Raw genomic sequence first — 14,665 nt, forward strand, 5'->3', positions numbered from 1 at the left:
GGGATGACACAAGCAAGAAGCCCAAGTTGCGCTGTGTCCTCCTCGGCGGACTGCCCACTCGCCGGCTTCGCCGAAGAACCCGCGCTGCGCGCGAAGGGCGGCGCTGCGTGTGGTGTGGGGTGGCGGCTTGTTTAGGAGAAAGCGCCGAGGGCCAGGTACGTCGCGAAGGTGCCTAGCCAGTGTTCGGCGTAGTACCCGTGGCCGAACACGTACCGCAGGCCTGCCTCCCGGTGATCGTCGGCGGCCGTGAAAGCCAGGTCTCGGTACCGGTGGCCGGTGGGCAGGGCGTCGGCGATCGAGCGCCAGCACCAGGCACGGGACAGTGCCAAGCCCACCAGGTGTGAGCCGTAGGGGTCGCTTGGGTCGTCCACGGGTACCGGCTCGCGCAACACCTTCCAGCGGGCCTCGTCCAGGTTGGGCAGGAATGACCCGAACCACGTCGGGAAGTCCGGCAGGACCCGCCGTACCAGGTCCGCCTCGGTCAGTGCGGGGGACAGGAAGTCTGCCGCGTCCGGTTCGAAGCCGCCGTAGTCGCGGTCCTCGCGGTGCCAGCGCAGGGCGGCCTCGACGCAAGCGTCGGCCAGTTCCTCATCGCCTACGGCGCGGGCGGCGTCCAGGACCAAGCCGGTCGCGAACGCGGTGTTGGCGTGTGTGCCCGCTCGGATGGGCAGTCGGGCGCGTGACACCCAGTCGAGGTAGCGCGAGCGGACGACCTCGGACAGTGGGTGCAGGTCCCACGGGGCCGCATCCCAGGTCCGCAGCTCCGCGTCCAGGGCTAGCAGCCAGGCCCACCCGTAGGGGCGCTCCCAGAACGCGCCCATCGGGCCGGCGAAGAAGTCGGCCTCGGTCTGGACGCCTGCCGGGGTGATGAGGCTGTCCAGCGCCCGTCGTGCCTCGTCGGCCTCGGCCAGGGTGGGGCGCAGGCGCAGCAGGCGGACCACTAGCCACGTCTGGTGCACGCACGAGTGCCAGTCGAACGAGCCCGCGAAGACCGGGTGCAGCACCCGCTGCGGCACCAGTTCGGCGTCCGAGGACACGACGTGCATCCAGTGCACCGGATGGTCGCGCAGGACGTTGGCGGTGGCGGTGGTCAGGAGGCGGTTCGCCGTGGCGTCGTCCAGCAGGTGGTCGTCCGCAGGGGTGACGGGCATGACGCTCATCATGCCGACGCCCACCCGCCCCCGTCTCTCAGTGTGGACCGCCTACCCTTAACACGTGAACTGGACTGTGGACGTGCCCGTGGACACGCTTCCCGAGCTGCCGCCGCTTCCGCCCGAGCTTCGCACGCGACTGGACGACGCCCTGGGCCGCCCCGCGGCGCAGCAGCCCGAGTGGCCGGACGCCGAGCAGGTGCGTCGGGTGCGCGCCGTGCTGGAGAGCGTGCCGCCGATCACCGTGCCGGCCGAGATCGACCGCCTCCGCGAGCACCTCGCGGGCGTCGCGCGCGGCGAGGCCTTTCTGTTGCAGGGCGGCGACTGCGCGGAGACGTTCGCGGACAACACCGAGCCGCACATCCGCGCTAACGTCCGGACCCTGCTCCAGATGGCCGTCGTCCTCACCTACGGCGCGAGCCTGCCGGTCGTGAAGATCGGCCGCATCGCGGGCCAGTACGCCAAGCCCCGCTCGTCCAACATCGACGCGCTGGGCCTGCCGTCCTACCGCGGCGACATCGTGAACTCGCTGGTCACCACCCCCGAGGCGCGCATCCCCGACCCGTCGCGGATGATCCGCGCCTACGCCAACGCGGGCGCGGCGATGAACCTGCTGCGCGCGATGACCAGCGCCGGCATGGCCGACCTGCACCGGCTGCACGAGTGGAACAAGGACTTCGTGCGCACCTCGCCCGCGGGCGAGCGGTACGAGGCGCTGGCCGCCGAGATCGACCGGGGCCTGCGGTTCATGTCGGCGTGCGGGGTGGACGACTCCTCGCTGCACACCACCGAGATCTTCGCCTCGCACGAGGCCCTGCTGCTGGACTACGAGCGGGCTCTGCTGCGCCTGGACGCCACCGGCGACCAGCCCAAGCTGTACGACCTGTCCTCGCACTTCCTGTGGATCGGCGAGCGGACCCGGCAGCTGGACGGCGCGCACATCGCTTTCGCCGAGCTGCTGGCCAACCCGATCGGCCTGAAGATCGGCCCGTCGACCTCGCCGGAGATGGCGGTCGAGTACGTCGAGCGGCTGGACCCGTACAACCAGCCCGGCAGGCTCACGCTGATCAGCCGGATGGGCAACGGCAAGGTGCGGGACGTGCTGCCGGCCATCGTGGAGAAGGTCACGGCCAGCGGCCACCAGGTCATCTGGCAGTGCGACCCGATGCACGGCAACACGCACGAGTCGTCGACCGGCTACAAGACGCGGCACTTCGACCGGATCGTGGACGAGGTGCAGGGCTTCTTCGAGGTGCACCGGCGGCTGGGCACCCACCCGGGCGGCATCCACATCGAGCTGACCGGCGAGGACGTCACCGAGTGCCTGGGCGGCGCGCAGGAGATCTCGGACACGGACCTGGCGGGCCGGTACGAGACGGCGTGCGACCCGCGGTTGAACACCCAGCAGTCGCTGGAGCTGGCGTTCCTCGTGGCCGAGATGCTCCGCAGCTGATCTCCTGAGCAGACGGAAAACGCCCCGGCGGGGAACCGCCGGGGCGTTTCGCGTTTCGCGAGGCCGCGCGATGAGCCGACTTTCAGGCGGCCGAGCCGCCGCGACGGAGTCGCGGCAATTTCACACAGCGATCAGGACGATCTTGGTGCCCTTGGGCACTCGCTCGCCACCGCGGATGGACTGGTTCACGACCCTCGCGCGATCGCGGTTGTTGAACTGCACCTCGACCTGCAACCCGGCCTTTTGCAGCTCTTCCTTGGCGTCCTTGACCGACTTGCCCTCGACGTTGGGCACCAGCACGCCCCGGTCCTCCGCGATGATCACGGTGACCCTCTTGTCGCTGGTCAGGGTGGTGCCGGCGGCGGGGTTGGTGCGGACCACCCGGCCGCCCTCCACCTCGCCGGAGGGCTCCTGCGGCCCCTCGACGGGCTCGAAACCGGCTGCCGACAGCTCGGCGAAGGCCTCGTCCTTGGTCTTGCCCTTCACGTTCGGGACCGGCTTGGGCTCCACGCCCTTGCTCAGCACGACCGTGACCGTCGTGCCGATGTCCACCGGGGTGCCGGGCGCGGGCTTGAGGGTGACCACCTTGCCCTTGGGCACCCGGTCGCTGAACGCGTCCTCGGCCGGGTTGAGCTGGGACTTCAGGCCGGCGGACGCGATCTCCCGCTCGGCCGCCGCGGGCTCGGAGCCCGCGGTCACCTGGGGCACGACGGGCTTGCCGCGCGACACGATGACCTTCACCAGGTCGCCGCGGGTCAGTTCGGTGCCGGCGGCGGGTTCGGTGCGCAGCACCTGGCCGTTGGGCACGGTGTTGCTGTTCTCCGTGCTGACGGCGGTCTTGAGGGAGGCGTCCTCGATGATCGCGGTGGCCACCTCCTGCTCCTGGCCGACCACGTTCGGCACGGAGGCGACCTTGCCGATGGAAAGCCACCACGTCGTCAGGCCGATCAGGACCGCCGCCACGACCACGACGCTCAGCCAGGTGATGAGTTGCTTCTTGCTGCGCGCCCGCATCTCGGCCTGGAGCTGCTCGGGCGTCTTCTTGCGCGGGGGGCGCTTGGGGCGCGGTTTGGGCGTGCCGGGGGGCGTCGGAGGACCGAGGGGCGTGCCGCCCGCCGGTGTGCCCGTGGCGGGGTCGCCGAGCAGGGCTCGGGGCATCGCGCGGGTGCCCTGGGGGCCGCCGGTGTCCGGGCGGCGGACGGGGACCGTGGGCTCCGCGTAGGCGACCGCGCCCACGCCCACAGCGCCCACGCCGACCGGCTGGACGCGGACCGTCGCCGGTTCCGCGGACGGGTGCGGTGCGATGGCGGTGGCCTCGGCCGCGACGGCTGCGGGGGCCACCGTCGGGACGTCCACCTGCGGGATGCCCAGGACGGCCCGCGCGGTCTCGACCTCGGACAGGAAGGACTCCGCGTCGGCGGGCCTCAGGAACGGCTCCTTGCGGGTGGCCCGGCGGACCAGCTCGGCCACCTCGGCCGGGACGTCCCGCAGCGCCGGAACCTCCTCGTTGACGTGCTGGTAGGCCACCGAGATGGCGTTCTCGCCCACGAACGGGGGAGTGCCGGTCAGCATCTCGTACAGCAGCACGCCGGCCGCGTAGACGTCGCTGCGGGCGTCGGCCGCGCCGGTGGTCACCTGTTCGGGTGACAGGTAGGCGACGGTGCCCATGATGGTGGTGTTGTCGGTGGTGACGCCGGGCGCCGACACGGCTCTGACCAGGCCGAAGTCCGCCACCTTCACGACACCGCCGCGCCCGATGAGGACGTTCTCCGGCTTCACGTCGCGGTGGACCAGGTCCGCGCGGTGCGCGGCGGCCAGGGGGGAGAGGACCTTCTCCAGCACGGTCAGGGCGAGGGGCACGTCCAGCGTGCCGCGCTCGTTGAGCAGGTCGCGCAGGGTGCCGCCCTCGACCAGCTCCATCACCAGGTACACGCGGTCCTCGTCCACGCCCTGGTCGTGCACCGCCACCACCCCGGGGTGGTGCAGCCCGGCCGCCGCCCGCGCCTCGCGCTCGAACCGCGCCACGAACTGCGGGTCGGAGGAGAACTGGGGGTCCATGACCTTGATGGCCACCGGTCGTTCCAGGCGCGTGTCGACACCCCGGTACACGGTGGACATACCTCCGCGTGCCACCAGGGCGCCCACTCGGTAGCGCTGCTCCAGCAGCCCGCCGATCACGTTCGTCGCCGACCTCTCCACAGCCGAGGATCGTACGGTGGGGTGGAACCGACCCGTGCCGTGCGCTGTCGAGCATCCCGACCCGCGTGTGGGATCCGTGTCAAAGTCCCATGAAACAGGGGGTGTCCGGCGGGCGACCCGCGGGTGTACCGCCACCACCCGGTTGGCGCAGGGCGTTGCTCCGCGCGTTGTGGCATCGTGGCGCACGTGAGTGCGATTCCTGCCGCTGCGGATGTGCTGGCTCCCGACCTGGAGGTGCTCGACCTCCCGCAGGTCGCCGAGCGCCTCGGCTTGCCGATCAACCGTGTCCACCAGTTGCTGCGCGACGGCCAGTTGCTCGCCGAGCGCCGCAACGGTGCCCTCGTCGTCCCCGCCGCATTCCTCGCCGCCGGAGGCGTGGTGAAGGGGCTGCCCGGCACCATCACGGTGCTGCGCGATTCCGGTTTCTCCACCGATGAGATCCTGCGCTGGCTGTTCACCGAAGACGAGACGTTGCCGGGCACGCCCATCGAGGCGTTGCGCGGCGACCGCGGGCGCGAGGTCAAGCGCCGCGCCCAGGCGATGGGCTTCTGAAGTTCCCCTTAGTGGCTGTCCGGGCGGTTCCACGCGAGCCGCCCGGACACGGCTCGTGCGGTCACGGCCTTGAGCAGACCGGGTAGCGCCACGGCGGCCCGTGTGGTGTTCGGCACGACCACCCGCTTGTCGAGCACGGCGTAGTCGGCGGCGGCGATCTCGTCGAGGATGGCCCGGTAGAGGACCAGCGCGGTGCGCACGCACGGTCGTGCGGCGGGCTGGAGCAGCTCGATGCCGCCCTCGGCCTCCCGGTACGTGGCCAGCGTCACAGCCATGACGTGCTGGACGGCGCGCCGGACGCGCTGGTCGGCACGGCCGGTGCGGCGCGACGAGGCCAGCAGCTCCCGGTCCACGCCGTACGCGTGCAGGACGTCCTGGGGCAGGTAGACGCGGCCCCGGTCGAGGTCCTCGCCGATGTCGCGCAGGAAGTTGGTCAGCTGGAAGGCGCGGCCCAGCGCGGCGGCGGCCGGTTCGGCGTGGGCCTGCGGGGCCACCGTGCCGAAGACCGGGAGCAGCTGGAGGCCGATGACCTCCGCCGAACCGTGCACGTACTTGTCCAGCTCGGCGAAGGACGCGTACTCGGTGGTGTGCAGGTCCATCCGCATGGACGCCAGGAAGGCGCGGAACAGGCCGTGGTCGATGCGGTAGCGGCGGACGGTGTCGGCCAGCGCGGTCAGGACCGGGTGCCCGGTCCGGCGGCCCGCCAGCTCGTCCTCCAGCCCGCGTTCGAGGGCGTCGAGGTCGGCGGCCGGGTCGGCGTGCCGCCCGTCGTCCACGATCTCGTCGGCCCACCGGGCGAAGCCGTACAGGGCGTGCACGGCGGGGCGGTCCCGGCGCGGCAGCAGGCGCGTGGCCAGGAAGAACGTGCGGCCGTGACGGGCGTTGAGGGCTCGGCAGCGGGCGTACGCGGCGGGCAGGTCGCTCACGCGTACCTGCTGGACAGCTTCAACGGGTCGGGCTTGACCAGGGTCACGGACGCCAGCGCGGACACCGCCACGGTCAGCAGCAGGTAGCCCCACGAGTACAGCGCCGTGTCCCCGTTGGGGAAGGTCACCAGCAGCAGGAAGACGGAGAAGAACGTCACCTTCTGGAGGTTCTTGGTGCTCCACGCCAGGCCCGCGCCCAGCACCAGCGCCCAGCTGAAGTACCAGGGCAGCGTGGCCGGGGACAGCAGGGCCACGGCGAGCATGGTGATGGCGGCGCGGCGCACGGCCTCCGGGCCGCCGTCCTCGGCCACCCGCCACTGCCGCCACGCGATGTAGAGCAGCAGCAGCGACCCCAGGCCGCGCGCGATGGTCATGAACCAACCCGGCTCGACCCGGACGAACGCGCTGACCACGGTGTGCACGAAGTCGCCGACCGCGCTGGGCAGCGACAGCCAGTTGACGATGGTGGAGGACGAGCTCAGCGCCGGGATCCAGCCCAGGTCCAGGCCGGAGACCAGGGTGGTGGTGGTGAAGACGGCGGTGAAGGTGACCAGGCCGCCCGCGATGGCCTTGCCCAGCTGGGCCGTGCGGGTGCCGTCCAGCCGCCTCGCCCACACCAGCACCAGGAACGGCAGCGCGACCACGGCGGTGGCCTTCACGGCGAACGCCAGGGTCACCACGGCGATGCCCAGGACGTGCTTGCGCTCCAGGACGAACAGGCAGCCCGCCGCGAGCATGCCGACCATCAGCAGGTCGTTGTGCGCGCCGCCGATGAGGTGGACCAGCATCAGCGGGTTCGCGGCGGCCACCCACAGGGCGACCGCGGGCTTGCCGCCGAGGTGCCGGGCCAGGCCCGGGAGCGCCCACACGAGCATGGCCAGGCCCACAGCGAGCACCAGGCGCATGAGGACCACGCCGCCGATGACGGACGCGTTGGTGACCCCCACGACCCCCATCGCGAGCATGAGGAACAACGGCCCGTAGGGCGCGGGTGTGTTCTGCCACACCCAGCTCACGTTGTCCGACAACGGGCTCTGGAGGACCGCCGGGCCGACCCGGTAGGGGTCGAGGCCGTTGAGGGCGATCTGGCCCTGCGCGAGGTAGCTGTAGATGTCCTTGCTGAACAACGGAGGCGCGAACAGCAGCGGCAGGGTCCAGGCGACGACGGCGGTGAGCACGGCCTGGCTGCCGACGTGCCGGTTGCGGACCATGCGGCCCAGCCGCACCCACGCCCAGATGACCAGGCCCAGCCCGAGGTAGAGCAGGGCGGTGGCCAGGTCGTGCCCGTGGCCGTAGCGGATCCAGCTCAGCGAGGTGTCGGTGAGCAGGGGGTCGCGCTTGAGGATCGCGCCCGCGCCCGTGCCGCCCAGCGCGACCAGCATGACGCCGGCGACGCCGAGCAGGATCGTCCTGACGGGTATGCCACCGGGATCCGGCGCCTGGGTAGCACCGGACCGCACCGGCTCGACAGGTGCGGCGCTCGATCGGGGAAGGGACGGGGTCGCGGCCATCGCGTGCAACATCGTCGCATAAGGCCGATTGACCAGATGGGGTAAGTGGTGCTTTCCAAGTCCCCCGGTGCGGAGCGACAATTCAACGCATGGCCAATTCGGTGGCCGTCAGCGTCGACGGTCTGCGGGTCGTGCGTGGCGGGCGGGATGTCGTCCGCGGGGTGAGCTTCGACGTGTCCCGGGGTTCTGTCACGGGATTGCTGGGGCCGAGCGGGTGCGGGAAGACCACTTTGCTGCGGGCGATCGTGGGTGTTCAGGTCGTGGCCGGCGGGTCCGTGACCGTGTTGGGGCACCCGGCGGGCAGTCCCGTGCTGCGTGACCGGATCGGGTACTCCACCCAGAGCCCGTCGGTGTACGCGGACCTGACCGTGCGGGAGAACCTGCGCTACTTCGCGTCCGTGCTGAAGGCTCCCGGGTCCGATGTGGACCGCGTGGTGGACGAGGTCGGGCTCAAGGGCCAGGCCGACCAGTTGGTCACCACGCTGTCGGGTGGTGAGCGCGGTCGGGCGAGCCTCGCCGTGGCGTTGCTGGGCAGGCCGGACCTGGTCGTGCTCGACGAGCCGACCGTGGGCCTGGATCCGGTGCTGCGCGAGGAGCTGTGGAACCTGTTCCACGACCTGGCCGACCGGGGCGCGGCGTTGCTGGTGTCCAGCCACGTGATGGACGAGGCCGCGCGGTGCGACCGGCTGCTGCTCATGCGCGACGGCGAGCTGCTGGCCGACGACACCCCGCAGGCGCTGCGCGACCGGACCGGCACGCCGGACCTGGAGCAGGCGTTCCTGGCACTGGTGAGGGGGACGGCATGACCACCCTGAGCGGCGTGAACACCCTGGCGACCACCCGCCGCATCCTGACCCAGCTGCGGCACGACCACCGGACCGTGGCGCTGATGGTGCTCATGCCGTCCGTGCTGCTGGTGCTGCTGCGGTACGTGTTCGACTCCGAGCAGGCGTTCAGCCGGGCCGCGCCGGCGCTGCTGGGCGTCTTCCCGTTCGCGATCATGTTCATCGTCACGTCGATCACCACGCTGCGGGAGCGGCTCACCGCCACCCTCGAACGGCTGATGACCATGCCGATCGGCAAGCTGGACCTGCTGCTGGGCTACGCGCTGGCGTTCGGGCTGGTGGCGGTCGTGCAGGTGGCGGTGGCGGCGACGGTCGCGCTGACGTGGCTGGGTCTGGACATCGAGGGCTCGGTGGCGCTGCTGGTGCTCATCGCGGTGCTGGACGCGTTGCTGGGCATGGCGTTGGGCCTGTTCGCCAGCGCGTTCGCCCGCACGGAGTTCCAGGCGGTGCAGTTCATGCCCGCGATCGTGATGCCGCAGGTGCTGCTGTGCGGGCTGTTCGTGCCGCGCGACCAGATGGCGACCGTGCTGAACTGGATCTCCGACGTGCTGCCGCTGTCCTACGCGGTGGACGCGCTGACCCAGGTCACCCGGTCGTCCGAGGTGGACGGCACGCTGGTGCGCAACCTGCTGGTCATTGCGGGCTGCGCGCTCGCGGCCTTGCTGCTCGGCGCCGCGACCCTGCGCCGACGGACCCCGTGATCCGCTGGGCGGCCAGCTTCCCGGAGATCAGCACCGGCGGCACGCCCACGCCCGGTGTCGTGCCGCAGCCGGCCAGCACCGCGTTGTCCAGCACGAGGTTGCGCGGGCGGAACGGGCCGGTCTGGGCGAACGTGTGCGCGGCGGAGAACGGGGTGCCGGCGGCCAGGCCCAGCGCGGCCCAGTCGTGCGGGGTGACCAGCCGCTCGACCTCGATCGAGTCGCCGAACCCGGTCAGGCCCCGCTTCTCCAGGGTCTGCACGAGCTCGTCGCGGTAGGCGGGGCCGACGCGGTCCCAGTCGATCGGGCCCAGCCGCAGGTTCGGCGCGGGGGCCAGGACGAACATGCCCCCGCCGGGTGGCGCGGTGACCAGCAGGGACGGGTCGGTCATGAGGCTGCCCCGGCGGGTCAGCTCGTCGAACGTGCGGTCCCAGGCCCGGCCGAAGAACAGGGTGTGGTGCGCCAGCTCCGGCCACGTCCGGTCCACACCCGCGTGCAGGACCACGGCGGAGGGCGCCCACGTGATCGGCAGCGGGCGGCGGGGGCGGTGGCCCAGCAGGCGGTACGACATCGGCAGGTCCGGCGTGAGCACCACGGCGTCGCACGGGATGCGTTCGCCCTGTGTGGTGCGCACGGCGGTGACGCGGCGGCCGATGCGTTCCAGCCAGGCGACCTTGGTGCGGTAGCGCAGGTCCGCGCCGGCGTCCTGGGCGGCAGCCGCCAGCGCGTCCGGGAGGGCACGCATCCCGCCGCGCGGGTAGTAGACGCCCGCGATGGTGTCCATGTACGCGATGACGCCGTACGCGCCGAGCGCCTTGCGCGGTGGCACGCCGGCATAAAGCGACTGGAACGAGAACACGCGCTGGAGGCGTTCGTCGGTCAGGAACCGGGCCACCGAGGGGCCGAGCCGGGCGAACCCGCGCAGCGCGGCGAGCTTGGCCAGGCGCGGGGTGAGCAGGTCCAGCGGGGAGTCGAAGTTCGCGCCGATGAAGGTGTCCCGCTCGACCCGGTACAGCTCGGTCAGCCACGCCCGCAGCGCCCGGTAGCCCTTCGCCTGCTCCGGACCGGCGAACCGGCGCACCTCGGCCTCCATCGCCTCGGCGTCGGCGTGCACGTCCAGCACGGAGCCGTCGGCGAAGCGCGCCCGATATGCGGGGTCCAGGGGATGCAGGTCGAGCCGGTCCGACAAGGACTCGCCGACCGCGCCCAGGGCCTCCTCGACCAGTTCCGGCATGGTCAGCACGGTCGGGCCGGTGTCGAAGCGGAAACCGCCGAGGTCCAGCCGACCCGCCCGGCCGCCCGGCACGGCGTCCCGCTCGACGACGGTGACCCGCCGGCCCGCGCCCAGCAGGTGCAGCGCGGCCGACAGACCGGCCAGACCCGCGCCCACCACGACGACGTGGTCGGTGCGGCCGGTGACCGTCCTCATGTCACGAGGTCCGTTTCGTGGCGCTGACGGCGAGCTGGGCGAGCCGCTCGCGGGCGGCCGGTTCGACGATCGGCGCGCGGTCCAGGGCGGTGAGGGCCGACTCGGTCAGCTCGGCGATCCGCTCCTCCACGGCGTCCACCGCGCCCACCTCGACCAGCCTGGCGCGCACGACGTCCACGGTCGCCACGTCCAGGTCGGGCCGGCCCAGGGCGTCGTGCAGCACGTCCGCGCCGAACTCCATGCCCAGGGCGACCAGCAGCGTCCGCTTGCCCTCGCGCAGGTCGTCCCCGGCGGGCTTGCCGGTGACCGCGGGGTCGCCGAACACGCCGAGCAGGTCGTCCCGCAGCTGGAAGGCCACGCCGATGTCGGTGCCGAAGCTGCGCAGGCCGTCCACCAGCTCGGCGCTGCCGCCGCCGATCGCCGCACCCATGTGCAGGGGGCGTTCGACGGTGTAGGCGGCGGTCTTGAGCCGGTCGATGCGCAGCGCCGCGTCGGGGGAGGCGTCGCCGCGGGCCTGGGTGAGCACGTCGAGGTACTGGCCGGCGAGCATCTCGGTGCGCATGTCCCGCCACGGGATGCTCAGCCGCTGGAGGGCGTCGGTGGGCAGGCCGGCGGCGAAGAGCATGTCGTCCGCCCACGCCAGCGCGATGTCGCCGATGAGCACCGAGGCCGCCAGGCCGAACCGCTCCGGCTCGCCCAGCCAGCCCTGTTCGCGGTGCTTCTGCGCGAACCGGACGTGCACGGTCGGCATCCCGCGCCGGGTCTCGGAGGCGTCCATCAGGTCGTCGTGGATCAGCGCGCACGCCTGGATGAGCTCCAGCGAGCTGACCGCCGTGAGCACGGCCTCGGCCTGGTCGCCGTCGGGGTCGCCGCCCGCCGCCCGCCAGCCCCACCAGGCGAACGTGGGCCGGACCCGCTTGCCGCCGCCGAGCACGAAGTCGGCCAGCGCGTCGACCACACCGGCGAAGTTCTCCTCGGTGCGCGCCCCCTTGGTCTTGCGGTCGGCCAAGTAGCCTGCGAGGGCTGCGTCGACGTGCTTGGGCAGGTCCAGGTCCAACGGGTGGGGCGGCACCCGTCTATCGTCACCTCTCCCGCCGGGGCGGCTCCCACCGGGGGGCTCGTTCCACTCAGTGAAAGGGTTCTCCCACTGACCGGACCTACCTCTAGGCTTGAGCGCATGACGTCGGTCGTCGAGCGCATCACCACGGGCCGTCCCGTGTTCTCCGTGGAGTTCTTCCCGCCCCGGGACAACGACGACGAGCGCGTGCTGTGGAAGGCGATCCGCGAGTTGGAGGCGCTGGACCCCGCGTTCGTGTCCATCACCTACGGCGCGGGCGGCTCCACCCGGGACCGCACGGTCCGCACCACCGCCCGCGTGGTCCAGGAGACGACCCTGGTCCCGATGGCCCACCTCACCGCCGTCGACCACTCCGTGGCCGAGCTGCGCAACGTCATCGGCTGGTACGCGGCCGTGGGCGTGCGCAACATCCTGGCCGTGCGCGGCGACCCGCCCGGTGACGTCAACGGCGAGTGGGTCCCCCACCCTGACGGCCTGACCTACGCGGAGGAACTGGTCCGGCTGTGCCGGGAGCTGGGCGACTTCTGCGTGGGCGTCTCGGCGTTCCCGTACGGCCACCCGCGGTCGGCCGACCTGGACACGGACACGAAGTACCTGGTCCAGAAGCTGCGGGCGGGCGCGGACTTCGCCATCGCGCAGCTGTTCCTGAACCCGGAGGACTTCCTGCGCCTGCGCGACCGCGTGGCGGCGACCGGCTGCGACACGCTCCTGGTCCCGGGCCTGATGCCGTTGACCACGCCGCGCACCCTGGCCAAGTCGGTCGAACTGTCCGGCGCGCCCCTGCCCGCCTCGGTGGCAGCCCGTCTGGAACACCTGTCCGACGACCCGGTGGCGTTCCGCAAGGCGGGCGTGGACCTGGTGACGGAGATGGGCGAGCGCCTGCTGGCCGAGGGCGTGCCGGCGCTGCACTTCTACACCTTCAACCGCTCCAAGGCGACCCGCGAGGTCGTCGGGAGGCTCGGTCTGGTCCCCGCCCGCACGTGACCACTTCCGCCGCGCCCGTGAAGGGCGCGGCGGGCTGCGGGCAAGTACCAGCGTGATGATCGCGGACGAAGCGGTACCCCGCCCGAGCCCACCGCCCCCGGACGACGCCCCGGACCTGTCGGGGCCGGACCCGGCGGCGGTGTTCGGGCGGCTCTTCGACGAGCACGCCGTGTCCCTGCACGGCTACCTGGCCCGGCGGGTCGGCACCCAGGTCGCGGACGACCTGGTCTCGGAGACCTTCCTGGTGGCGCTGCAACAGCGCCACACCTACGACCCGGACCGGGCCGGCGTGCGCCCGTGGCTGTACGGGATCGCGAGCAACCTGCTGCGCCGGCACGTCCGGCAGGAGGTCCGCGGCTGGCACGCCAGGGCGCGCGTGGCCGGGTCGGACCGGGCGCAGGAGTCCCCCGAGGTCCGCACGGCCGAACGGGTGACGGCGCAACAGCAGGTCCGACAGTTGGCCGGCGCCCTCGCCGCGCTCGAACCCGGTGACCGGGACGTGCTCTTGCTCACCTCGTGGGGCCGGCTCAGCGCTCCCGAGGTCGCGCAGGCGCTGGGCATCCCGGTGGGAACCGTCCACTCGCGCCTGCACCGCGTGCGCCGGTGGTTGCAATCACAGGGTCCGGTCGTGACGGGTGGGGAGGACGTCGATGCGTGACGTGGACGGGGTCCGGGAGTGGACCGAGGACGAGTTGGACCGGGCGCTCGACGGGCTGTACCGGGAGATCGAGACCGACCAGCGGGGCCTCGCCGGCGTACGGGCGAACCTGCTGGCAGCGGCGCACACCCAGGCGCAAACCGAGCCGCGCCCGACCGCGCGTGAGCTGCGGCCGGTCCGGGTCGCCGGCGCTCGGCGGCCGGTGCGAAGGCGGTTGGTCGCGGTGGCGGCGGCCGTGGTGCTCGCGGTCGCCGGGGCCGTGGCGCAGACGGTGGTGTTCGCCCCCGACAGCGCGACCGCCCAGGCCCGCGAAGCCCTGACCAGCGCCGCCGACATCGCCGCGAGGACAACCGACCCGGTGGTCGCGGCCGGCCAGTACCGCTACGTCGCCACCCACGCCTGGTGGGTCAGGACCATCGGCGCGGAGGACCGAAGCTTCTCCTTCCTCAACGAGAACGTCATCGAGACCTGGATCCCCGCCGACCCGACCGGCGAGTGGCTGCAACGCCGCCACGAAACCGGCAACCGCAAGTGGGTCAAGGGCACCGAAGCGGAAGCCCGCGCGGCCGGGGCGCTCATCGAGGAAACCCCGTGGCCGGAGCAGCGAGCCAAGGGCGGCGCGTTCAGCAGCAACCTGCCCGCACACGGCAACTGGCAGTTCCCCCGACCGGAGTTCCTAGCCGGCCTCCCGAAAGACCCCAAGCAGCTCTACGAACGGCTCCGCACCGACAGCGGAGGCGGCAAGCAAGCCCTCGTCTACGCCGCCGACGCACTGCGCACCGGCCTGATGCCCGCCGAGTCCCGCGCGAACCTCCTGCGCGCGCTCACCCACCTCCCGGGCCTGGACGTCACCGACGACGCCGCCGACCTGGACGGCAGGCGGGGCGTGGCGCTGGGCATCTCCGAGGACGGGGAACGGCAAGAGATCATCCTCGACCCGGCCACCGGCGAGGTGATCGGCGAGCGCAAGGTGTCGGACTCGATGTTCGCCGGCATCCCGAAGGGCACCGTGACCAGCTACTCGTCGGTCACGACCACGGTGGTCGACGCCCCGCCCGGCACCTAGACAGGGGCACGCGCTTTTCGAAGTAGCTCGCGCAGCAAACCTCCCACTTGGGCTTCTTCCGTCATCCCCGTATGGCCTGCCCGAAGGGCTACCACAGATTTCCCCGGGTGCAGCC

The 14,665-nt window shown here is 72.2% G+C and carries 13 protein-coding genes; 7 read left to right on the top strand and 6 right to left on the bottom strand.

The window, feature by feature from the left end; all coding sequences use genetic code 11:
• Positions 1-131 precede the first annotated feature (131 nt).
• Entirely contained in the window at positions 132-1,151 is a 1,020-nt protein-coding gene (locus WBN91_RS35450) for a DUF2891 domain-containing protein (protein ID WP_337728686.1), read from the bottom strand.
• Between the two features lie 64 nt (positions 1,152-1,215).
• Here WBN91_RS35450 and WBN91_RS35455 point away from each other — a divergent pair, with 64 nt between their 5' ends.
• Positions 1,216-2,604, top strand: coding sequence for a class II 3-deoxy-7-phosphoheptulonate synthase (locus tag WBN91_RS35455; RefSeq protein ID WP_337728685.1), 1,389 nt, complete (start codon positions 1,216-1,218; stop codon positions 2,602-2,604).
• 120 nt (positions 2,605-2,724) lie between these two features.
• Here the strand turns inward: WBN91_RS35455 and WBN91_RS35460 are convergent, their stop codons facing one another.
• The gene (locus tag WBN91_RS35460) at positions 2,725-4,803 is read right to left on the bottom strand and encodes a Stk1 family PASTA domain-containing Ser/Thr kinase (protein ID WP_337728684.1); all 2,079 of its coding nucleotides are present in this window, start codon (positions 4,801-4,803) and stop codon (positions 2,725-2,727) included.
• A 186-nt stretch (positions 4,804-4,989) separates the two neighbouring features.
• Here WBN91_RS35460 and WBN91_RS35465 point away from each other — a divergent pair, with 186 nt between their 5' ends.
• Positions 4,990-5,355 carry an Rv2175c family DNA-binding protein gene (locus WBN91_RS35465; protein ID WP_337728688.1) on the top strand — a complete coding sequence of 122 codons (366 nt, stop codon included), beginning with the start codon at positions 4,990-4,992 and terminating at the stop codon, positions 5,353-5,355.
• An 8-nt stretch (positions 5,356-5,363) separates the two neighbouring features.
• Here the strand turns inward: WBN91_RS35465 and WBN91_RS35470 are convergent, their stop codons facing one another.
• A complete protein-coding gene (locus WBN91_RS35470; protein ID WP_337728683.1) occupies positions 5,364-6,281 on the bottom strand; it encodes a phytoene/squalene synthase family protein in 918 nt (305 codons plus the stop codon).
• Entirely contained in the window at positions 6,278-7,741 is a 1,464-nt protein-coding gene (mptB, locus tag WBN91_RS35475) for a polyprenol phosphomannose-dependent alpha 1,6 mannosyltransferase MptB (protein ID WP_337728682.1), read from the bottom strand. Before mptB ends, WBN91_RS35470 begins: the two co-directional genes overlap by 4 nt.
• Before the next feature lie 140 nt (positions 7,742-7,881).
• Here mptB and WBN91_RS35480 point away from each other — a divergent pair, with 140 nt between their 5' ends.
• On the top strand, positions 7,882-8,598 hold the full coding sequence (locus WBN91_RS35480; protein WP_337728681.1) for an ABC transporter ATP-binding protein: 717 nt from the start codon (positions 7,882-7,884) through the stop codon (positions 8,596-8,598).
• Positions 8,595-9,338, top strand: a complete 744-nt coding sequence (locus tag WBN91_RS35485; protein ID WP_443217856.1) for an ABC transporter permease — start codon at positions 8,595-8,597, stop codon at positions 9,336-9,338. The genes WBN91_RS35480 and WBN91_RS35485 overlap by 4 nt, the downstream gene beginning before the upstream one ends.
• Here WBN91_RS35485 and crtI read toward each other — a convergent pair.
• Both crtI and WBN91_RS35495 read right to left on the bottom strand, forming a co-directional pair.
• Complete coding sequence (gene crtI, locus WBN91_RS35490; protein WP_337728680.1) at positions 9,271-10,764, bottom strand: phytoene desaturase family protein; 1,494 nt, start codon at positions 10,762-10,764, stop codon at positions 9,271-9,273. The two genes, WBN91_RS35485 and crtI, sit on opposite strands and share 68 nt — an antisense overlap.
• A gap of 1 nt (position 10,765) precedes the next feature.
• A complete protein-coding gene (locus WBN91_RS35495) occupies positions 10,766-11,836 on the bottom strand; it encodes a polyprenyl synthetase family protein (protein WP_337728679.1) in 1,071 nt (356 codons plus the stop codon).
• A 105-nt stretch (positions 11,837-11,941) separates the two neighbouring features.
• Here WBN91_RS35495 and WBN91_RS35500 point away from each other — a divergent pair, with 105 nt between their 5' ends.
• Genes WBN91_RS35500 through WBN91_RS35510 form a run of 3 tightly spaced genes read left to right on the top strand, consistent with a single transcriptional unit; the run spans position 11,942 to position 14,550 of the window.
• A complete protein-coding gene (locus WBN91_RS35500) occupies positions 11,942-12,826 on the top strand; it encodes a methylenetetrahydrofolate reductase (protein ID WP_337728678.1) in 885 nt (294 codons plus the stop codon).
• Positions 12,827-12,881: 55 nt separating this feature from the next.
• The gene (locus tag WBN91_RS35505; RefSeq protein WP_337728677.1) at positions 12,882-13,484 is read left to right on the top strand and encodes an RNA polymerase sigma factor; all 603 of its coding nucleotides are present in this window, start codon (positions 12,882-12,884) and stop codon (positions 13,482-13,484) included.
• Positions 13,477-14,550 (top strand): CU044_5270 family protein, encoded by a 1,074-nt coding sequence (locus WBN91_RS35510; protein ID WP_337728676.1) that lies wholly within the window; start codon positions 13,477-13,479, stop codon positions 14,548-14,550. The genes WBN91_RS35505 and WBN91_RS35510 overlap by 8 nt, the downstream gene beginning before the upstream one ends.
• Positions 14,551-14,665: the final 115 nt, after the last annotated feature.

The sequence above is a fragment of the Saccharothrix sp. CCNWYY140 genome (assembly GCF_037401995.1).
GTDB lineage: Bacteria > Actinomycetota > Actinomycetes > Mycobacteriales > Pseudonocardiaceae > Actinosynnema.